This window comes from Massilia sp. (genome assembly GCF_046293535.1).
Lineage (GTDB): Bacteria > Pseudomonadota > Gammaproteobacteria > Burkholderiales > Burkholderiaceae_D > Telluria.
The window spans coordinates 39829-59297 of the sequence record NZ_JBKBOV010000033.1 but is presented as its reverse complement, the minus strand read 5'-3'; the positions used below and the strand labels follow the sequence as shown (position 1 = coordinate 59297).

Here is a 19469-nt window from a genome sequence, read left to right as displayed (position 1 = left end):
CGGCCCGCTTGTCCACGCAGCGCTCCCGCGCTCGCGCCCGCAGCCACTGCGGCGTCGCCTGCCAGGCTCGCCGCGCCGGCTGCATCCAGGCCCAGGCCGGCGCCGCCTTCGCCGGAGCCGGTCGCGCCGGCGGCCCCCGTGCGCCCGCCCTCGCTGCGCTGCGACAGCGCGCCGGTGCCCGCGACGGTGGCGGACACCGTTCCTGCCGCATCGGGGAGGCGGTGCAGCGCGCTGCTGCCCTTGCCGGTGCCGTCCTGGCCCGCCGCACGCAGTGGCGCAAGGCGCCCGGCGGCCGCATCCGCCGCCTGGGGCTCGGGACGTGCTTCGCGCACGCGCTCGGCCGTCCGGTTCGCCATACCCCGTGCCGAACCCGCGACGTCGGCATCCAGGCGGCCGCCGCCGCGCACCATGCTCGACGCATCCAGGCCGCCCATGCGGCCCAGGCCGCCGCCGACCATGCCGCCGACCGAGCCGCCCAGGCCGCCGCCCAGCAACTGGGCATGGGCGCAGGCACTGACGCCCAGGGTCAGGGCGATGGCGAGTTGTTGGGCGATCTTCGTGGTGTTCATGCTGTTCTCCTTGTCAGTGGCGCGAGTGATTTCGCTGCCGATACAAGGAGAACGAACTGCTGAGCCGAATTATTCCATCGACGCAAAAAATTTTTCAGCGCAGTTGCGCGGGGTCGATCCGGACGCCGGCGCCGACCACGCCGTGACCGGTCGCATTGCTGATGCTCCCATCCTGGCTGCCGGCGGCTTCACGCGCGAGATGCTCCAGCGCACGGCGGGCGCCGTCGCGATCCGGATGCGGTAACTGGCGCGCCAGCAGCCCGGCGACGATCGGCGCCGCATACGAGGTGCCGCGTACCTGCCGGTACGGCGGCTTGCCGGGCACGGCACTGACCATCTGGCTGCCCGGCGCCGCGAACATCACCTGCGGCCCGCGCCCGGCTTCCGGCAGCGGCTGGCCGCGGCGGTCGACCGCGCTGACCCCGACCACCCCGGGATAACTGGCCGGATACAGGGGCGCCGCCGCCGGCCCGTCATTGCCGACCGCCGCGACCAGCAGGTGACCACGCCCCAGCATCGCCTCGACCGCCCGCGCCAGCGCGGCATTGCGCGGGCCGACCAGGCTGAGGTTCACCACCCCGACCTGCTCGCGGGCCAGCCAGCCCAGCGCGCCAAGGATACGCGCGACCGAACCGCCGGTCGGCTCGTCGCAGTAGACATCGGCCGCGTACAGGCCGGCGCCGGGCGCGGCGCCGCTGAAATGGACGGAACGGCCGACCATCAGCGCGGCCACCGCGGTGCCGTGCGGCGCCGGACGCTGCGCGCCGCCGCAGCCCCACTGGCGGATCTCGACCTCCTCGAATACGGCATGGGCGCGGTCGACGCCGCTGTCGACCAGGCCGACCCGGGGCCCCGGCCTGACCGCTGGCGCCGACACCGGCACCGGCGCAGCACGCGCGCCGCCCTGCGTCCCGCTGCCGCTGAATACATGGTTGAAGTCGTAGACGCCTTCGGGGTCGGCGGCGCGCAACATGTCCAGCAGGCTGGCGATGTCCGGTCCACCGCCCGGCGCTACGCTGAACACGACCAGCGCCTGGCCCAGTTCGGCGAAGTCCTCACGGCGCGCCACCGCCAGCCCGGCCGCCGCGGCCGCCTGCAAGCCTGCCGGCGTGGGCGACCAGGCCAGGATCTCGCCGCGCACCACCAGGTTCCCGAAAGGATCCTGTTGCAGGCGGTCCGGGTGGCGCGCCAGCAGGCCGGCGAGATGGTCGGCGCGCAGGCGCCCGAGCGCAAGCAGCGGCGTCCGGTCCAGCAAGCGCTCGAGCGGGCGCCGCAGTTCGCCCAGCCCCGCCGGGCCGATCCGCTCCGGCAGGGGCAAAGGCGGCAGCGACGGCAAACCGAGCTGGGCGCGCGCCGGGGCGGCGGCCGCGAGCACCAGGCAAACGATGAGCAGGCGGCGGGAAAAACGGTCCGGTTTCATGCGGGGATCATATATTATTGCGCAGGAGATATGTATTAACGTGCGAGCGAGGGAATAAAATCCCCTCCCCGCACGTTTTACCTGAAAAGACCGACGAACATGCTTGCCAGCGAGATTGCTTCCCTGCTCCCGCGAATGCGCCGTTTCGCGCGCTCGCTCACCTACCATCGCGAAGATGCGGACGACCTGGTCCAGATCGCCATGGAGCGTGCGCTCGGCCGCAGCGAGCAGTACACGCCGGGTACGCGCCTGGACAGCTGGCTGTTTCGCATCATCAAGAACGCCTGGATCGATGAGGTACGCAGCCGCGCCCGCCGCGACGAGCTGTTCGCGCCCGAAGAAGCGGGCGAGCAGGTCGGCGACGACTTCGCGCAGGCCCACCAGCAGCGGCTGGCGATCCAGAAAGCGGTGAGCCTGCTGTCCGAGGAACACCGGCTGGTAGTCGGCCTCGTGCTGGTGGACGGGCTCGGCTACAAGGAAGCCGCCGAGGTGCTCGAGATTCCCGTCGGCACCCTTACCAGCCGCCTGGCCCGCGCCCGCGAAGCCCTGCAACAAATCCTGTCCGACCAGACGAAAGCACGACCATGACCTACGACGACGATACCCTGATGGCCTATGCCGACGGCGAACTCGACCCGCAGCAGCGCGCCGCCATTGCCCAGGCCATGCGGGATGATCCCGCGGTGGCGGCCGCCGTCGCGCGCCACCAGGCCCTGCGCGGCGACGTCTTCGCCGCCTTTGCCGGGATCCTCGACGAGCCGGCGCCGCAGCGCCTGCAGGCGCCGCTGCCGGCGCGCGTGCACGACCTCGACGCCGCGCGCAGCGCGCGCGACGCGCTCCGGCAGCAGGAACAGGAGCGCCAGGAGCGGCAACAGCGGCGGCACCGGGCCTGGCCGCGCTGGGGCGCCCTCGCCGCCTCGCTGGCCGTGGGAGTGCTTGCCGGCAGCCTGGGCAGCGGCTGGTTCGGCGCCGGAGGCGAACTGGCATTGGCGCGCGATGCCGGTGGCGCGCTGAGCGCGCGCGGACCCCTGGCGCAGGCACTGGACCGGCAACTGGCGCAAGACCCGGGCAGCGGCGGCATCCGGATCGGCCTGAGTTTCGTCGCGCAGTCGGGCGCCTACTGCCGCAGCTTCCAGCTGGGCGGATCGAGCGGACTGGCCTGCCGCGAAGGCGGCCACTGGCGTGTGCCGGTGCTGGCCGACAGCGGTGCGGCCGCGGGTGACTACCGCCAGGCGTCGGCGCAACTGCCGCCGGCCGTACTCGACGCGATCGACGCCCGCATCAGCGGGGCCACGCTCGACGCCGCCGCCGAGCGGCAGGCCCGTGACCGTGGCTGGCAGGCAGGCCCCGCTCGGCAGTAGTGTTCGTTCGCGGTGGAAACCTGTTAAGCTTTCGTCACGTTCAGCAAACACAGCCAGCCGCAACTCAGCCACACGGATGAAGACCCGCACCTACCTGTATCTGATGGCAGCCGCCATCCTGATCCCGGTCGCCCTGGCCTTCTGGCTCGGAGTCACCATGCTGCTCGATTGGGAGCGCGAGTCGCGCATCGACCGGGTGCAGGAAACCGCGCGTGCCACCGCCCTGCTGGTCGACCGCGAGATCGCCGCCAAGGAAGCGCTGCTGCGCGTCATCGCCAATTCCGAGTCCCTCGAGGAAGGCAATTTCGCCCGCGTCTACCGGCTCGCCACGCGCCTGAACGGCGCCGACGCGCTTTCCTGGACCATGCTGGTCGACGAGCATACCCGGCCGGTCTTCAATACCCTGGTGCCCTTCGGCGCCGACCTGAAAGGATCGCAACGCCCGTTCGCGGCCGAGGTCCTGCGCGCCGACCGGACCCGGGTATCGGGCTATTTCGTCGGCAGCACCTCCCGGCGCGCCGTGGTCTCGGTGGACGTGCCGACCCCGGCGGGCAGCGGCGCGCGCCACGTCGTGAGCCAGATCTTCGACACCCGCTACTTCGAACGGGTATTCGCCAACAGCACCTTCGAGCCCACCTGGCTGGTCGGGATCTTCGATGCCAAGGGCGTGACCATCACGCGCAACCACCGTGGCGCGGCCTCCGCCGGCAAGCCAATGCATCCCGAGATGCGCAGCGCCGCCCTGCATGCCGGCAGCGGCGTGCTGCGCCACGTGACCCATGAAGGCCTCGAGGTGTACGGCGCGTACACGCGCTCGGCGGCCACGGGCTGGACCATCGTGGTCGGGGTGCCGGTGGCCGAGATCGAAGCGGCTGCCCGCACCGCCGCTACCTACGCCACGCTGGCCCTGCTCCTCTTGATGGCCATGGCGATCCTGACCGCCATGTTCTTCGGCAACAAGTTGTCGAATGCCCTGCAGCAGGCCGGCAGCGTCGCCAACGCGCTGGCGCGCGGCGCGATCGCCCGCCCGCGCCCGACCAAGGTCGACGAAGTCGACGTCCTGCTCGACGGCCTGCACTACACCAGCGAGGCGCTGGCGCGCGAAAGCGCGGCGCGCCAGGCGCTGCAGCACGAGCGCGAGCAGTTGCTGGTGAGCGAGCAGCGCGCGCGCCGCCTGGCCGAGGCCCAGAGCCAAGCCAAAGACAATTTCCTGGCCATGCTGGGCCACGAACTGCGCAACCCGCTGGCGGCGATCTCGGGGGCCATGAGCGTGCTCGACATGCCCGGCGTGAAGCCGGAACTGGCCGCCAATGCGCGCGACATCAGCCGGCGCCAGATGCGCCACCTGATCCGCATCGTCGACGACCTGCTCGACGTGCAGCGCATCCTGTCGGGCAAGATCGTGCTGCAGCGCGCGCCGGTCGACCTGGCCGAGGTGCTGCGTGCCTGCGTCGAGGCCAAGCGCCTGGTCGACGCCGGCAAGCACGCCTGGCAAACCGAGCTCGCGCCCGGCTGGGTCGACGGCGACCGCACCCGTCTCGAACAGATCGTCGACAACCTGCTGCACAATGCCATCAAGTACACCCCGGCCGGGGGCAGCATCACGGTGCGCTGCAAGACCGAAGGTAGGGAGGTCGTGGTGGAGTTCTGCGATACCGGGGTCGGCCTGGCGCCCGAACTCCTGCCCCAGATCTTCGACGTGCTGGTGCAGGGCCCGAGCAGCATCGACCGCGCCCAGGGTGGGCTCGGCCTCGGCCTGGCCCTGGTGAAGGAGCTGACCGCCCTGCATGGAGGCCGGGTGTCGGTTCACAGTGCGGGCCATGGCCAGGGCTGCACCTTCACCCTGGTGTTGCCGCTGCGCCAGGACGCGGCGCCGGCCGTCGAGGCGGACGCGGGCGCTGCGGTCCGTCCCACGCTCGACCCGGTCTGAAGCGCCGATACAAGGCTGGGAATCCCGGGCTTCGCCCATAAGTGTGCCTTATCGTTCCCGTCGCGGAACGCTTCATGGAGCACGCCGACATGCGAATCTTCCTGCGCAGCCTGCTACTGGCAGTCCTCCTCATCGGCGCCTGGGGCCTGCTCGAGCCCTGGGTGCGGCATGCCGTGTATGCGATGCGGCTCGCCGCGATGCCGGCCCCGACCACGCTTGCGATGCCGGTGAGCGGCGTGCGGCCCAGGGCGCTGCGCGATACCTGGCATGCCAGCCGCAGCGAGGGCCGCAGGCACGAGGGGATCGACATCTTCGCCAGGCGCGGCACGGCGGTGCGCGCCGCCACCGAAGGCATCGTGCTGCGGGTCGGGACCAACCGCCTGGGCGGCCAGGTGGTGTGGGTGCTGGGACCGGGCGGCCAGCGCCACTACTATGCCCACCTCGACAGCTTCTCGGACGTGGCGCCGGGCATGCGTGTCGAGGAAGGCCGGGTGCTGGGCTACGTCGGCAATACCGGCAATGCCAGGACCACGCCGCCGCACCTGCACTACGGCGTGTACGGCAAGGACGGCCCGCTCAATCCCTATCCGCTGCTGCGCGGCGCCGCGCCGGCCCAGGCCGCGGCGGCCGGCCCTAGCGCTAGATGATCTCTTCCTCGCCCGAGCTCGGCGGCGGGGGCGGGATATCCGGCAGTTGGACCGGCGGCGGCGCCGTCTGCACCGGCGCCGGCTGTACCGGAACCGGCTGGATCGGCGTCTCGATCGGTTCCTCCTCGTCCTCGATCGGGGCCGGGTCCGGCACCTCTTCGTCGGACATTCCCTCGTCGATCTCGAGTTCGCCCGGGCCTTCCTCGACGTACACCGGCTCTTCGGCAGGGCGCGACGGCCGAGTGCGTCCCCCCGGCAGCAGCGCGTTCTGGTCGAGCTTGCCGCTGTCGAGGGCACTGCGCATGAAGTCGCCCACCAGCAGCAGCGCGTTGTGCCCGCCCTGCCCCCAGTAGCTGCTGCGCATCGTCACGCGGTTGTCGTTGAAGCCGACCCAGGCGCCGGCCACCAGGTTGGGATGCATCAGGATGAACCAGCCGTCGGTGTTGTTCTGGGTGGTGCCGGTCTTGCCGGCCAGGTCCCCCTGGACGCCGAAGCGGTAGCGCACGCCGCCGCCGGTGCCGCGGTCGACCACGCCGCGCAGCATGTCGATCAGGTTCAGGGCCGTATCCTGCGACAGCGCGCGCTGCGGCGCCTCCGGCGCGAAATCGGCGATGGTCCTGCCCTCGCGGTCGGTGATGCGGCGCACGAACACCGGCTTGCGGTATTCGCCCTGGGCGGCGATGGTGCTGTAGGTGCTGACCATCTCTAGCAGGGTCACCGGGCTGGTGCCGAGCGCCAGCGAGGGCACGGCCGCCAGCTTGCTCTGGCGGATGCCCATGCCCTGGGCCAGGCGCACGACCGGGCTCACGCCGACCTGCTGCATCACCTGGGCGGTGATGGTGTTCTTGGAGTAGATCAGGCCGTCGCGCATGCTCATCATCGCGCCGCTGTTGCCCGACATGTCGGTCGGGCGCCAGACCGTGCCGCCCACCTTGATGTCCTGCACCACGTCGCGGTAGGTCTGGTCTGGCGGGATGCCGCTCTCCAGCGCGGCGGCGTAGACGATCGGCTTGAAGGTCGAGCCGGGCTGGCGCGCGGCCTGGGCCACGTGGTCGAACTGGTCGCGCTCGAAGTCGCGGCTGCCGACCCAGGCGCGCACCTCGCCGGTATGCGGGTCCATCGCCACGAAGCCGGCTTCGAGGCGCGACTTGGTGGCCTTCAGCTCGCGCATGAAGGCGCGGTCGCCCTTCAGGCGCTTGAGTGCGGCGGCGGGCGCTTCGCCGTATTCCACCGCCTGGCGGTATTCGCCGCTTTCGCGGACAAAAGCGTCGAGCTCGCGCCCGCGCGAGCGCCAGTACCAGGCGAAGGGATCGACGTCCCGGCGCATCGAGGTGTACATGCCCGCCGAGGTCGAGCGCGGCATGCCCTGGTAGGCCCATTCGACGTCGGCGATCGCCTGCAGCGTATTGGCCTGGCGCTCGACCGCGCGCACGGCGGCCGCCTGCAGCTCCATGTCGAGCGTGGTGTGCACCACCAGGCCGTCGAGCTGCAGGTCGTAGTCGTTCTCTTCGGCCCAGTCGAGCAGCCACTTGCGCACGTAGGCGGTGAAATGGTCGTCCTTGCCGCTGCGGTCGTTCAGGCGCGCGAAGCGCACCCGCAGCGGACGCTTGGCCAAGGTGCGGTAGCGCTCCTCGGAGAAGGCGCCGTGCTTGGCCATCTGCGACAGCACCACGTTGCGGCGCGACTTGGAGCGCTCGGGGTTGGCCACCGGGTTGTAGTAGTGCGTGCCCTTGAGCATGCCGACCAGGGTCGCCGCTTCCAGCACGTCGAGTTTCGCGGCCGTCTTGCCGAAGTAGGTGCGCGCCGCCATCTCGATGCCGTAGGCGTTGTACAGGAAAGGCACCGTGTTCAGGTAGGCTTCGAGGATCTCGGTCTTGCTGTAGGTATTCTCGATCTTGATCGCGGTGATCAGCTCCTTCATCTTGCGGTTCACGCTGCGCGCCCGGCCGATCTCTTCAGGGAACATGTTGCGCGCCAGCTGCTGGGTGATGGTCGAGCCGCCCTGCGGGTCGCCCTTCAGGGTGGCGACCAGGGCGCCGGCCACGCGCCGGAAATCCACGCCGTGGTGGTCGTAGAAGCGGTGGTCCTCGGTCGAGATCAGGGCCTTGATCACGTGCGGCGAGATCTGCGACAGCTTGATCCGTTCCTGCAGGCCCTTCTCGAAGCTGCCGAGCTCCTTGCCGTCGCTCGACAGGATCACGCTGGGACGCGCGGTGCTGGCCTGGCGCAGGTCGTCGATGCCGGGCGTGAGCGGAATCAGGATCACCAGGTACAGGAAGAAGGCCGACAGGCCGGCGGCCATGCTCCACAGCCCGATGAGCAGGGCCTGCTCCCAGCGCGGGCGGTCGCGCAGGCGCGCCTGCGCCATCGAATACCCCGCCTGGGCGCGGCCGCGCGCGCCCTCGAACAGGCGCCGCCCATGGCGGCCGAGCGCGGCACCGCGCGAGGCGCCGGGCGCGCCGTTTCCAGTCTTGTCGTGCGCGCCGTCACGGGTGCCGCTCTTTTCTTCCTGATCCACTATAGAAATCCTTGCTGCGAATGCCGGTGAAGCGCACATTCCTGTGCGCCTTGTGTATGCGACAAGTATAGCTGACCGGCGCGCCGACCCCGGTCCGGCTCGCCTGCCGCGCGTCCGGCCGCGGCAATGGGTTCAGGCATGGAGCGGGCTCGGCTCTACCCTGCCCTTGCGCAGCAGCGCTTCGATCGCTCCGACCGGCTCGGGGCGGCCGTAGATATGGCCCTGCACTTCGTCGCAGCCGTAGGCGCGCAGGGAGTCGAGCTGCTCGATGGTTTCGACGCCTTCGGCGATGACCTGCATGCGCAGGCCGTGGGCCAGCGAAATGATGGCGTCGACCATGGCCGCGCCGTCCGGGCTGACCATGTCGCGCACGAACGAGCGGTCGATCTTGAGCACGTCGACCGGGAAGCGCTTCAGGTAAGCCAGGCTGGAATAGCCGGTGCCGAAATCGTCGATCGACAGCTTGACGCCCATGGCCTTCAGGCAGCGCATGGTTCCGATCGCCGCTTCGACATCGGCCATCATCATGCTTTCGGTGAGCTCGATCTCGAGCGAATCCGGCTGCAATCCGGTCTCGTCCAGCACCGCGCGCACGGTCTGGACCAGGTCGGGTTCGGAGAACTGGCGCGCCGACAGGTTCACGCCGATCCGGAGTTGCCCGAGGCCGGCGCGCTGCCAGTCGTGGTTCTGGCGGCAGGCCGCGCGCAGGACCCAGGCGCCGATCGGCACGATCAGCCCGGTTTCCTCGGCCAGCGCGATGAAGCGTTCCGGCCGCACGGTGCCGAAGTGCGGGTGGCGCCAGCGGATCAGGGCCTCGGTGCCGACCACGCGACCACTGCCGAGTTCCACCTGGGGCTGGAAGTAGAGCTCGAACTGGTCCTCGCGCAAGGCGTTGCGCAGCGCGCCTTCCAGGGCCAGCCGGTCGCTGGCGTGCGCATTCATGTGCGGCGCGTAGAACTGCACCGCGTTGCGGCCGGTCTGCTTGGCCCGGTACATCGCCACCTCGGCGTGCTTGACCAGGGTTTCCGGGTCGCGGCCGTCGGCGGGGTAGCCGGCCACCCCGGCGCTGGAGCCGAACACCAGGCTGCGCCCGCCCACCTCGAGTGGCTCGGCGATCGCGTCGCGCACCGCCTGCAGGCGCGCCGCGGCCTGGCGCTCGTCGCGGCACTCGGTGAACACCAGCATGAAGTCGTCGCCGCCCGAGCGCGCCGCGGTGTCGGCCTGGCGGAGCGCGCCGGCTATCCGCGCGGCGAGCACGCGCAGCGCTTCGTCGCCGAGTCGGCGCCCGAGCGTGTCGTTGATCAGCTTGAAATGGTCGATGTCGAGCGCGACCGCCCACACCGGCATCCCGTCCGCGGCGGTGGCGATGGCGCGCTCGATGCGGTCGGCCAGCAGCGCGCGGTTGGCCAGCCCGGTAAGGGTATCGTAGCGGGCCCGGTGCGCCAGCTCGGCCTCGTAGCGCTTGGCCACCGTGACGTCGTAGGTGGTGACGACGAAATGCTCGGTGTTTCCGTGCGCGTCGTTAACCGGGGCGATGTAGACCTCGCTGAGCAGTTCGCGGCCATCGCGCGCCGCCTGGCGCACCAGGGCGTGGCCCTTGCGGCGCGCATGGAGGGCCTGGCGCAGCTCTTCCAGTCCCGGGTCGTCCCCGTCCGCCTGCACCAGGCTGGCCAGCGGCTGGCCGGCCAGTTCGCCGGGGCCGTAGCCGAGCGTGCGCTCGCAGGCCGGGTTGGCGTATTCGACGGGATAGCCGGGCCGGCCCGCGCTGATCAGGAGGATCGGATTGGCGGCGGACTCGATGGCGCGCTGGTGCAGGCGCAGGGCGCCGGCGGTAAGGGCCAGGTCGGCGGTGCGCCGTTCGACCAGCCACTCGATGCGCCGGGTGCGGGCGCTGCGCTGCTGGACCAGGGCGGCCACGGCCAGGGTCAGCACACAGCCGTAGCCGAGGATCGACAGCGAACCCACCTGGCTGTCGAGGCGGCGCGCCTGGCGCACCGAACTCAGTTCCCAATCGGAACCGGCCACAGTGAAACGATGGCTGAGCGTGCTCGGCCCGCCGCCCAGCCAGCGTTCCCAGTTCCCCTGCGGGGCCGGCGCGCCCGGGTGGCTGAATACCGCCACGCGGGCGCCGTTCGGAGCCCGGCCGTGCAGCGTCAGCGCGGCATCGGCGCCGCTCAAGAGGCGCGCGGCATGCAGGCTGCCTCCCACCAGCACGCCGACATCGATGACCACCGCCGTGATGCCGAGGGCCGCCGCGCGCCGCGCCGCCACGCTCGCCAGGTCCGCCCCTGCGCGGTAGACCGGCATCGCCACCACCATGCCGCGCAGCGAGCCGTCGCCCTGCACCAGGCGCAGCAGCGGGCTGGCGGTGGCGGCGCCGGAGTCGATCGCGCGCTCGATGGTGGCGCGCTCGACGGGATGGGTCAGCACGTCGTAGCCGAACACGCCGGCATTGCCGACGATCGGCACCACGTAATCGTTGACGAGGTAGCGCTCGCGTGGCTGCGCAGGCCGCAGTTCGCCGCTGGAAGTGCGCTCGGTGATGGTGAAATCCAGCCAGAAGCGGCGCTGCGCCGCTTCGTAAGCGGGACGCTCGGCCAGGCTGACGAAGCGCTGGTATTCGAGGGCTTTGACGTAGCCGCCGCCGGCGGCCAGCGGCTGGGCGAATGCATCGAAGGCGTCGCGCGAGACCGTGCCGCCGCTGGCGACGAACAGCAGGTTGAGGGCGCGCAGGTCGTGCATGGCGTCGGCAAAGGCACGCATGACCGCCGCCGCGCGCACGGCGGCGCGCTGCTCGAGATCGGCGCGCGCACCCTCCGCCTCCAGTTCGCGCGCCACGCCGAACAGGGATGCCGTCAGCGCGAACCCGGCCAGGAGGGTCGCCATGGCGGAGCGCGACACGATGCGCCGCCGCTGTAGCAGCGGATGGGCGAGCAGCCGATTCATGCCGCCTATCCTAGCAAATGCGCGCCGGCGCCGCGCCACGTTTCGGCCGGGCCACGTTGGCTGTGCAAAGGCCGCGGCCGCCTGTGCCGGCGCGCCGAATTTCCGCTATGATCGCGCCATGCCAGAAAATCCCGCCCCTTTCGCCCAGGACGAGCAGCCGCAACGCGTCCTGCGGCAGTTCCGTATCGTTTTCAATGCAGTCAAGAGCCACTTCCGGCAGGTCGAGCGCGAGGCGGGACTGGGGGGCGCCCAGCTGTGGGCGCTGTCGGTCATCGAGCGCCAGCCCGGCATCGGGGCCACCGGGCTGGCGCGCGAACTCGACATCCACCAGTCGACCGCGAGCAACCTGGTGCGCGGACTGGTCGAGAAGGGGTACGTGACCGGCAGCCGCGAGGGCGCGGACCGGCGCAACGTGGCGCTGCATCTGCAGGACGCCGGGCGCGCGGTGCTGGCGCGCGCCCCCCAGCCCTTCGCCGGCGTGCTGCCGGACGCGCTGGCCAGCCTCGACGAGGCGACCCTGCAGCAGCTGGAGCAGAACCTGGCGCGCCTGATCGCCCGGCTCGACGTGGACGAAACGGCCGGACGCACGCCCCTTTCCCAGCTTTGAACCGGCTGCGCCGGCCTAGGCGCCGGCCGGCTGGCGCGCTTCGAAGATCTCGCTGGCCACGCGCGCCAGGTCGTTCATGCCGCCGCCGCCGGCCAGGTGGCGGCGCAGCAGGCCGGCCTGGCCGCCATCCTTCATCAAGGTCTCGATCACCGCGCGCGCCTTGGGGAAATCGGGATCGGTCGAACGGCGGCCCAGCCGTTCCAGGTCGGCGCGGATGACCTCGGCCACCGGCAGCGACACGGCGGTTTCCGGATCGATCCAGCTGGCGTCGACGCCGTCGCGGGCGGCGTTGAAACGGTTCCAGGTGTACAGCTCGCGGCTGCCGTTGGCGGGCCAGCGGCCCGGCTGGTCGGCGAATTCGATGCACAGCTCGCGCGCATAGCAGGCCAGCGCGGCCGCGTATTCCGGCCGCAGCGGGGTATCGAGCACGCGCAGCTCGATGGTGCCGTATTCCGGCTTGGGCCGCACGTCCCAGTAGAAATCCTTGATGCTGTTGACGATGCCGAAGCCGGCCAGCCGGTCGAAATAGTCGCGGAAGTCCTGCCAGCTGCGGAACTCGTGCGGCTGGATGCCGCTCATCGGAAAGGCGCCGACGACGTTGCTGCGCGAACTGCAAAAGCCCGACACCTCGCCCTGCCAGCACACCGAATTGGCCGACAGCGCGATGAACAGCGGTGCGCGCTGGGTCAGCCAGGCGCACAGGCGCACCGCCTCGTCGGCGCTGCCGGCGCCGATGTGCACGTGCATGCCGAACACGGTGAACAGCTTGGCCAGGTAGCCGTACTTGCGCTCCGACTCGAAATAGCGTTCCTTCGGGAAGATGCGCTGCTCGTTCCAGCGCTGGAACGGATGGGCGCCGCCGCCCGAGACCGAGGCGCCGACTTCAAAAGCGGCGCGCTGGACCGTGGAGCGGATGTGCTCGAGCTGCTCGCTGGCTTCGCCGTAGGACTGCAGGATCGAGGTCGCCACTTCCAGCATCGAGGTGGTGATCTCGGGCGTGTGGACCCAGGGCTTGTCGTGCTTGTCGAGCACGCGCAGGATGTCCGGCGCGGCCGGGAACAGGTCGTAGGTCAGGCGGTCGAGCACCATCAGTTCCAGCTCGATGCCCATGGTCCCCAGGGTCGAGGGCTTGAAGTCCGGCAGGAAGGCCGGGCCCTTGCCCGCCACCGCCTGGGCCTGGGCCTGCGCCAGGCGCGCCGCTTCGTCGTTGTTCAGGAGTGCGCTCATGCTTTCATCTCCTCCTTGTAGGCGACGCTGCGCTCTTCGTGCGGCGCGCCCTGGCGGTAGGTTTCGCCCGCCATGCGCAGCCCCAGCCAGGTCAGGCCGGGCGCCAGCAGCACGTTCAGGGCCAGCAGCGCCCCCATCATCTCACTGGACGCCGCGTCCAGCCCGGTATAGGCGTTGAGCGTGGTGTCGACCACCAGGCCGCCATAGCTGACCAGCGAGCACATCGACAGCGCCATCGCGTGCTTCTTGTTGCGGTCCCAGGCCGTGGCCGGCACCAGGGCCGCGCGGGTGGCGAGGATGCGCACCGCGAACACGGCCAGGGCGCCCAGCAGCGTCCAGCCCTGGGCCAGGCCCTGCAGGTCGACCAGCGCGGCCGACATCAGGAACAGCAGGACGTAGCCGATGTCCTGGGCGGTCTTGAGCTGGGCCTGGAACACGTTGTCGCGCCGCTCGACGTTGCGCAGCAGCAGTCCCATCAACAGGAGCGACAGCAGCGAACTGGCGGCCGACACCGAGCACAGGCCGAGGTCGATCAGGAGCGCCGCCAGCAGCATGCCGGGGCGCATGGTGGCCGGCACCTTGCACAAGCGCGTCGCGGCCGCGTACAGGCCGTAGGACAACAAGGCGATCGCCGCGCCCAGCACCAGCTTGCCGCCCTGGCGCATCAGCTCTTCGCCGAAGCCGGTGCCGGCGTCCACGCCCTGGCTGCGGGTCCACGCCATCGTCAGCGCCAGCATCAGGAGCGCGACCAGGCTGCTCAGGCCGACCATGTTGGCGGTGGCGAAGGTGCTGGTGCCGCTGGCGTTCTCGTCGGCCACCATCGAGTTGACGATGACCGGGTTCACGGCGATCAGGATCGAGGCGATGAAGATCGAGGCGCCCCATGGCAGCCCGAGCAGGCGCAGGACCACGGCCACCGCCACGCAGCGCGCCAGCGTGGCCAGCAGCAGGCTGCCGCCCTGGCGCCCGCTCTTGAGAAGCCAGGCCAGGTCCATCTTGCGGCCGACCTCGAACAGCACCAGGGCCGAGGCGGCGTTGAGCAGTTCCTGGAATTGCGCCAGCAGCGGACGGTCGATCAGGTTGCCGCCGGTCGCGCCCAGCAGCAGTCCGGCCAGCACCGCCCCGTACAGCTTGGGCACCTTGAAGCGCTGCAGCAGCATGCCCAGCACCAGGGCCAGCATCAGGCCCCCGCCCAGCACCGCGAGCGGCGACAGCAGCCACAGCGGCGTCGTGATTTCCTCATTCATGGCGGGCCTCCCAGGCATGGGCGAGCGCGCTCAGTTCGCGCTCGAGCACGGCGGCGCGCGCCTTGGCCGCCTCCTGCAGCGCGGCCTCCGGGGCGGCCGCCAGGTCGCTCGAGATGCGCGCCCGTACGATGCCGCCCTGGTCGCGCAGCGGAATCCACAGCTGCCCCGACACCGTGGCGTTCTCGCGCCAGACCGCGAGGAACTTGGCGCCGGTACGGTCGCCGGAAATGGCCGGTTCGATCAGGCTGAAGTTGCGCAGCCACTCGGCGGACGGGAAGCGCCGCGCCAGCAGCACCTGCATCGCGCTGCGCTGCTCCAGGCGGGCGTCGTCGCGCGAATACGGCAGGTGCATCTGGGCCTGACCCAGGCTGGCGGTGCGCAGGTCCAGGCAGGCCGCGTCGCTGACCCAGCGCCAGGTGTCGGCGCCCAGCAGGCGCGGCTTGCCGTTGGTGGCCTCCAGCCAGGCCGTCATCAGGGGCGTGCGGGCGGGCGCCGGATTGGCCGCGTCGATCGCGCGGACCGCTTCGGCGACCTTTTTCCAGTGTCCGGCCTGCCACTGCCGGGTGGGAATCCGGTCGGAGGGACGCCAGCGCCACAGCACCACCGCCCACTGCCCGTCTTCCTGGCGCGCCACCATGCCGGCCTGCACCAGGCCGCCGGTCTGGACCAGCAGCGACTGGCCGCTCGCGGCCGCGTGCCATGGGCGCAGCACGGCGCGCACTCCGACGCCGAGGCGGTGCCAGGCGATGGCCGGCGCCGGCAGGCAGGTATTGGGCGTGGCCGGCACGTCCTTCCAGTAGAGCATTTCCAGGTGCTGGCTCCAGGCGCAATGGCGTAGCGTCGGCTCGCCCAGGGCGGCCAGGCCGGGCTCGACCGGCGCGGCGCAGCTGCCGGCGCGCGAACCGCTCAGCTGGCTGAAGTCGGCGAAAGGCGGCGCGGCCGGCTTGCGTCCGGCCGCGCCGGCCTGCGGGACATGCAGCGCGCCCAGCGCGAGCACGGCGACGAGCATGGGCGCAAGGCCGCGCAGCGGGGCCGGGGAAGCGACGGCCCCGGATACCGGGGACGTCGGGGAAAACGTTGTGCTCAAGTTTCCTCCGGTGGGCGCGCAGGGGGAAGCTTCAGCCTCGGCCTGGCGGTGGGCCGGCGGGCGCCGCGATCGCGCCAGCCGCGGCAGGATGGGCCGCGGCACCGAAAAAAGTCCCCCGGCACGATGCGGGGGACGAAAAGAAACGGACTCAACCGCCTCATCGCTGATCGGGTGCCGGGCCGTTGCTGGCTGGCACCACCCAGCTATGATGGACTAAAAATAGTGCGAAGGCAACCCAATTTGTCCAAATGTACTTATACATATCTCGCGCCGGCGGTTCATTCCTGGCGCATGTGCAGCAGCGGATAGGGGCGCCCGGCATCGTCGGTCGGCGAGCGCCCGGTAAGCGCAAAGCCCATGTGGCGGTAGAAACCGACCGCCTGGAGGTTCTGTTCGTTGACATCGACGCTCAAGCGCCCGGCGATGCCTTGCGCATGGTGCAGCAGGCGGCGCCCCGCTCCCTGGGCGCGGCTGGCCGGGTCGATGAACAGGGCGTCGACGTGGGCCCCGCTCAGCCCCAGGAAGCCGCGCGCAAGGCCGGCCGCGTCCTCCACTACCCAGACCCGGGTCGCCGGCAGGTAGTGCCGGGCGACCAGGACGTCGAGCTCGCGGTAGTGGGCGGCCGAGAGGAAATCATGGGTGGCGCGCACGCTCGCGCGCCAGATCGCGGCCAGGGCGTCGGTGTCGGTGTCGGTGGAAAGGCGGATCTGCATGGCGGCGCTTCTACAAATAGCTGCAAATAGCTGCAAATAGCGCAATTGTGCCTCAAGGCAGGCCTGCCGTGCTTACAATCGTCACGACGCACAGGAGGGACGTATGGCCGTGCCGGTCTGGCTGCAGGCGGGATTGTGGGGACTGCTGGCGGGCGGCGCCCTGCTGGTCGGGGCCGCGGCGGGCTTCCCGGCCGCCTTTGCCCTGAGCAAGCTGGGCGCCTAGGCTTCGCCTGGTCCGTAAAAGCCGCTACCGTCCCAGCTCTCCAGGGCCGCGGCGAGGCGCGCCGGCGCCGCCCTCGCCGCATACGCCGGGCCGAGCCGGGCGAGCAGGCGTGGAAAGGCGCGGCAATAGCTCGGTTGGACGCCCGCCACATGGGCCAGGTCGGCGTAGCCGATCACCAGTCCGGGCGGCACCGCCTCGAGCACCCGGGCCACGCGCTCGCGCCAGTCCTCCGCCAGCGCCGCCAAGCGTTCCTCGAGCACGGTGACCGGGTCGCCGATGCGGATTTCTCCGCCGGCCAGCACCCGGGCCAGCATGCCGCGGCGGGCGCCGATGGCGCGCGCCAGGCCGGGCGCATGCTGGTCCAGGCTGCCGCAGGCTTCGCACTGGAAACTCAGGCGCAGGCGCGCCTGACTGCCGATGCGCAGTACGGTGCCGGAGGCCATGCCGGCGGTGTCCAGATCCAGAAGGAGGTTCTCGCGCAAGGCGCCGGGCGGCAGCGCCAGGGCTTCGTAGGCGGCTGCGCCTGCGAGCAGCACCTGGCGCGGCGAACGCGGATCGGCGTGGCTATCGTCCGCCAGGCCGTGGCCGGAACGGGCCTGGACCTGCTCGCGCCGTGCGTAGCGTGGCGCGCGCACGGCGAGCGCCAGGACGGTGCCGAGCTGCCTGGCCATCTCAGGGGCGGATCGTCATCGGCGCGCGCTTGCCGCCGGCGCCGGATGCGCGCGCAGATAGGCCAGCAGGTCGGCGATCTGGCGCTCGCTGCGCAAGCCCCAGAAACGCATCTTGTTGCCGGGGACGACCGCATCCGGGTCGCGCAGGAAGGCGGCCAGGTTCTTGTCGTTCCAGGTGAAGCCGGCTTTCCTGAGCGCCGGCGAATAGTCGAAGTCGGGCGCGGCGCCGGCGCGGCGGCCCAGGATGCCGTTGAGCTGTGGCCCGAAATGGCTGCGCGCGCCAGGCCCGACCTGGTGGCAGTTGGCGCAGCGCTGGAAGGCGGCCCGGCCGGCCGCCAGGGGATCGGCGGCCTGCGCGGCCGGCGCGGCGAGCGACAGGGCCAGGCAGGCCAGCAGCACACGCGATGTCACGGCCCCTCCCCTACTTGACCCGCTGCTTCTCGAGCTTGCGCGCCAGCGTGCGCCGGTGCAGCCCGAGGCGGCGCGCCGCCTCCGAGATATTGAAGTCGGTTTCGGCCAGCACCGCGTGGATGCGCTCCCACTCCAGCGTCTTGATCGAGGTCGAGCGGTTGGTGACCTCGACGTCGGTATTGCCGGCCACGTGGCCGAAGGCGGCCTCGATGTCGTCCGTATTGGACGGTTTGGCCAGGTACTGGACCGCGCCCAGCTTGATCGCCTCGACCGCGGTGGCGATGCTGGCGAAGCCGGTCAGCACCACGATCAGCATGTCCGGGTCGTGCTCGTGCAGCAGCTGCACGCAAGCAAGGCCGGAGCTGTTGCCCTTGAGCTTCAGGTCGACCACCGCATAGCCGGGCGTATGCTGCGCCAGCAGCGCGGCTGCCTCCTCATGGCCGTGAGCGACCAGCACCCGGTAGCCGCGCCGCTCGAACGAGCGGCTCAGGGTACGTGCGAACGCCTCGTCGTCCTCGATGATGAGCAGCAGGCGCTCAGTAATGTCTGTCAAATGCCTTCCTCTTCCAGTTCGATGCTTGCCAGCGGCAGCGTCAGGCTCACCTGCGCCCCGCCCTCCGCCCGGTTGGCGGCGACCACCGAACCGCCCAGCTTGCGCACTACGTTCACGGCCAGGAACAGGCCCAGGCCCCGCCCCGGCTTGGCCTTGGTGGACTGGTAGGGCTTGCCGATCTGGCCAAGCATGCTGGGCGCGAAGCCCGGCCCGCGGTCGGTGACCATCACGTACAGGATGTCGTCCTCGATCCAGGCGTCCAGGCCGACCCAGTCGGGCGAGGCCTCGAGCGCATTGTCGAGCAGGTTGTCGATGGTCTGCTTGAGCGCCGAATCGGACGCGACCGGCCGGTCTTCCCGGATACGGTTATTGTACTGGAAGGTGGCTGCCTGCCGGCTGGCGCCCCCCCCCCCCACCACGCCGTCGAGGAAGCTGCGCACGGTGGTGCGCACCGCCGATTCGCCGCGCGCCTCGCCGGCCGACAGCAGGATGCCGCTGACGATGGTCTTGCAGCGCTGGAGCTGGGTCTGCATCTCGGTGAGTTCTTCCAGCAGGCCGGGGTCGTTGCGGAACTGCGGCATGCGCTTCCAGTCGCCCAGGATCACCGATACGGTCGCCAGCGGCGTGCCCAGCTCGTGGGCCGCGCCCGAGGCCAGCAGGCCCATGCGCACGATGTGTTCTTCCTCGACCGCCTGCTGGCGCAGGGCCGCGAGCTGGGCGGCCTTGTCGCGCAGGGTGTCGGAAATGCGCGAGATGAACATGACCAGCAGCGCCGCGTTGAGCGCGAAGCAGACCAGCAGGCCCTGGATGTAGAGGCTGGAGATCCCGCGCGCATGGTCGAATGGCAGCGCCAGCGGCTGGGCGTACATGGCCAGGCCGGCCATGCAGGCGATGGTGATCAGGACGATGGTCCAGGTCCACATCGCTTCGAGCAGCACCGCGGACAGGATCACCTGCAGCAGGTAGAGGAAGGCGAAGGGATTGGTGATGCCGCCGGACAGGTAGAGCAGCACGGTCAGGCTGGCGACGTCGACCAGCAAGGCCATGAACATCTCGGTGTTCGAGACCGGCCGGCGCTCGTGCCAGCGCAGGTGGCTGGCGACGTTGAAGGCGATCAGGCAGGCCAGCACCTGCAGCATCGGCAGCAGCGGCAGTTCGATCTCGAAGATCAGGATGGCCGAGGCGATGGTCGTGACCTGGCCGATCACGGCGATCCAGCGCAGCTCGATCAGCTGCAGCATGTTCTTGTGGCCGGCGGCGAATTCGACGTTCGCCGCCGCCGCCTGGGGCGAGCTGCGCGCCGCCTTGGCGAAGAAATCGAGGGGATTCTGGATCATGC

The 19469-nt window shown here is 70.7% G+C and carries 16 protein-coding genes and 1 pseudogene; 5 read left to right on the top strand and 12 right to left on the bottom strand.

Features of this window, described 5'->3' with window-relative positions:
- Together ACK4S9_RS16825 and ACK4S9_RS16820 are read right to left on the bottom strand one after the other, a co-directional pair.
- Positions 1 to 569: pseudogene (locus ACK4S9_RS16825) on the bottom strand (hypothetical protein); the annotation flags it as partial.
- Between the two features lie 94 nt (positions 570 to 663).
- Positions 664 to 1989, bottom strand: a complete 1326-nt coding sequence (locus tag ACK4S9_RS16820) for a S8 family serine peptidase (protein ID WP_409727834.1) — start codon at positions 1987 to 1989, stop codon at positions 664 to 666.
- Positions 1990 to 2088: 99 nt separating this feature from the next.
- Here ACK4S9_RS16820 and ACK4S9_RS16815 point away from each other — a divergent pair, with 99 nt between their 5' ends.
- From ACK4S9_RS16815 to ACK4S9_RS16800, 4 genes are all read left to right on the top strand, one after another.
- On the top strand, positions 2089 to 2577 hold the full coding sequence (locus tag ACK4S9_RS16815; protein WP_409727832.1) for an RNA polymerase sigma factor: 489 nt from the start codon (positions 2089 to 2091) through the stop codon (positions 2575 to 2577).
- Positions 2574 to 3350 carry an anti-sigma factor family protein gene (locus ACK4S9_RS16810; protein WP_409727829.1) on the top strand — a complete coding sequence of 259 codons (777 nt, stop codon included), beginning with the start codon at positions 2574 to 2576 and terminating at the stop codon, positions 3348 to 3350. The genes ACK4S9_RS16815 and ACK4S9_RS16810 overlap by 4 nt, the downstream gene beginning before the upstream one ends.
- A gap of 76 nt (positions 3351 to 3426) precedes the next feature.
- A complete protein-coding gene (locus ACK4S9_RS16805; RefSeq protein WP_409727826.1) occupies positions 3427 to 5280 on the top strand; it encodes an ATP-binding protein in 1854 nt (617 codons plus the stop codon).
- 89 nt (positions 5281 to 5369) lie between these two features.
- Positions 5370 to 5927: a M23 family metallopeptidase gene (locus ACK4S9_RS16800; RefSeq protein WP_409727823.1), complete on the top strand. Its 558-nt coding sequence runs from the start codon at positions 5370 to 5372 to the stop codon at positions 5925 to 5927.
- Here the strand turns inward: ACK4S9_RS16800 and ACK4S9_RS16795 are convergent.
- Both ACK4S9_RS16795 and ACK4S9_RS16790 read right to left on the bottom strand, forming a co-directional pair.
- On the bottom strand, positions 5920 to 8295 hold the full coding sequence (locus ACK4S9_RS16795) for a penicillin-binding protein 1A (RefSeq protein ID WP_409727840.1): 2376 nt from the start codon (positions 8293 to 8295) through the stop codon (positions 5920 to 5922). The genes ACK4S9_RS16800 and ACK4S9_RS16795 overlap by 8 nt on opposite strands.
- Before the next feature lie 282 nt (positions 8296 to 8577).
- On the bottom strand, positions 8578 to 11391 hold the full coding sequence (locus ACK4S9_RS16790) for an EAL domain-containing protein (protein ID WP_409727820.1): 2814 nt from the start codon (positions 11389 to 11391) through the stop codon (positions 8578 to 8580).
- Between the two features lie 118 nt (positions 11392 to 11509).
- On the opposite strand from ACK4S9_RS16790, the gene ACK4S9_RS16785 reads away from it, so the two are divergent.
- Positions 11510 to 11998, top strand: a complete 489-nt coding sequence (locus tag ACK4S9_RS16785; protein ID WP_409727818.1) for a MarR family winged helix-turn-helix transcriptional regulator — start codon at positions 11510 to 11512, stop codon at positions 11996 to 11998.
- 15 nt (positions 11999 to 12013) lie between these two features.
- On the opposite strand, the gene ACK4S9_RS16780 is transcribed toward ACK4S9_RS16785, so the two are convergent.
- The 8 genes from ACK4S9_RS16780 to ACK4S9_RS16745 all read right to left on the bottom strand — a co-directional run bounded on the left by ACK4S9_RS16780 (position 12014) and on the right by ACK4S9_RS16745 (position 19467).
- On the bottom strand, positions 12014 to 13225 hold the full coding sequence (locus ACK4S9_RS16780) for a YbdK family carboxylate-amine ligase (RefSeq protein WP_409727815.1): 1212 nt from the start codon (positions 13223 to 13225) through the stop codon (positions 12014 to 12016).
- The gene (locus ACK4S9_RS16775; RefSeq protein WP_409727812.1) at positions 13222 to 14472 is read right to left on the bottom strand and encodes a cation:proton antiporter; all 1251 of its coding nucleotides are present in this window, start codon (positions 14470 to 14472) and stop codon (positions 13222 to 13224) included. The genes ACK4S9_RS16780 and ACK4S9_RS16775 overlap by 4 nt, the downstream gene beginning before the upstream one ends.
- On the bottom strand, positions 14465 to 15559 hold the full coding sequence (locus ACK4S9_RS16770; protein WP_409727809.1) for a hypothetical protein: 1095 nt from the start codon (positions 15557 to 15559) through the stop codon (positions 14465 to 14467). The genes ACK4S9_RS16775 and ACK4S9_RS16770 overlap by 8 nt, the downstream gene beginning before the upstream one ends.
- A 278-nt stretch (positions 15560 to 15837) precedes the next feature.
- A complete protein-coding gene (locus tag ACK4S9_RS16765; protein WP_409727806.1) occupies positions 15838 to 16272 on the bottom strand; it encodes an acetyltransferase in 435 nt (144 codons plus the stop codon).
- A gap of 219 nt (positions 16273 to 16491) precedes the next feature.
- Positions 16492 to 17166 carry an MOSC domain-containing protein gene (locus tag ACK4S9_RS16760; RefSeq protein WP_409727803.1) on the bottom strand — a complete coding sequence of 225 codons (675 nt, stop codon included), beginning with the start codon at positions 17164 to 17166 and terminating at the stop codon, positions 16492 to 16494.
- Positions 17167 to 17181: 15 nt separating this feature from the next.
- The gene (locus tag ACK4S9_RS16755) at positions 17182 to 17577 is read right to left on the bottom strand and encodes a c-type cytochrome (RefSeq protein WP_409727800.1); all 396 of its coding nucleotides are present in this window, start codon (positions 17575 to 17577) and stop codon (positions 17182 to 17184) included.
- 10 nt (positions 17578 to 17587) lie between these two features.
- On the bottom strand, positions 17588 to 18130 hold the full coding sequence (locus ACK4S9_RS16750; RefSeq protein WP_409727798.1) for a response regulator transcription factor: 543 nt from the start codon (positions 18128 to 18130) through the stop codon (positions 17588 to 17590).
- A complete protein-coding gene (locus ACK4S9_RS16745) occupies positions 18127 to 19467 on the bottom strand; it encodes an ATP-binding protein (protein ID WP_409727795.1) in 1341 nt (446 codons plus the stop codon). Before ACK4S9_RS16745 ends, ACK4S9_RS16750 begins: the two co-directional genes overlap by 4 nt.
- Positions 19468 to 19469 lie beyond the last annotated feature (2 nt).

Coding starts and splice junctions, on each gene's coding strand:
- ACK4S9_RS16795 (WP_409727840.1), bottom strand. CDS start 8,295: ATGGCGCAGGCGCGCCTGCGCGACCGCCCGCGCTGGGAGCAGGCCCTG.
- ACK4S9_RS16765 (WP_409727806.1), bottom strand. CDS start 16,272: ATGCAGATCCGCCTTTCCACCGACACCGACACCGACGCCCTGGCCGCG.
- ACK4S9_RS16745 (WP_409727795.1), bottom strand. CDS start 19,467: ATGATCCAGAATCCCCTCGATTTCTTCGCCAAGGCGGCGCGCAGCTCG.
- ACK4S9_RS16775 (WP_409727812.1), bottom strand. CDS start 14,472: ATGAATGAGGAAATCACGACGCCGCTGTGGCTGCTGTCGCCGCTCGCG.
- ACK4S9_RS16785 (WP_409727818.1), top strand. CDS start 11,510: ATGCCAGAAAATCCCGCCCCTTTCGCCCAGGACGAGCAGCCGCAACGC.
- ACK4S9_RS16760 (WP_409727803.1), bottom strand. CDS start 17,166: ATGGCCAGGCAGCTCGGCACCGTCCTGGCGCTCGCCGTGCGCGCGCCA.
- ACK4S9_RS16780 (WP_409727815.1), bottom strand. CDS start 13,225: ATGAGCGCACTCCTGAACAACGACGAAGCGGCGCGCCTGGCGCAGGCC.
- ACK4S9_RS16800 (WP_409727823.1), top strand. CDS start 5,370: ATGCGAATCTTCCTGCGCAGCCTGCTACTGGCAGTCCTCCTCATCGGC.
- ACK4S9_RS16810 (WP_409727829.1), top strand. CDS start 2,574: ATGACCTACGACGACGATACCCTGATGGCCTATGCCGACGGCGAACTC.
- ACK4S9_RS16790 (WP_409727820.1), bottom strand. CDS start 11,391: ATGAATCGGCTGCTCGCCCATCCGCTGCTACAGCGGCGGCGCATCGTG.
- ACK4S9_RS16815 (WP_409727832.1), top strand. CDS start 2,089: ATGCTTGCCAGCGAGATTGCTTCCCTGCTCCCGCGAATGCGCCGTTTC.
- ACK4S9_RS16805 (WP_409727826.1), top strand. CDS start 3,427: ATGAAGACCCGCACCTACCTGTATCTGATGGCAGCCGCCATCCTGATC.
- ACK4S9_RS16820 (WP_409727834.1), bottom strand. CDS start 1,989: ATGAAACCGGACCGTTTTTCCCGCCGCCTGCTCATCGTTTGCCTGGTG.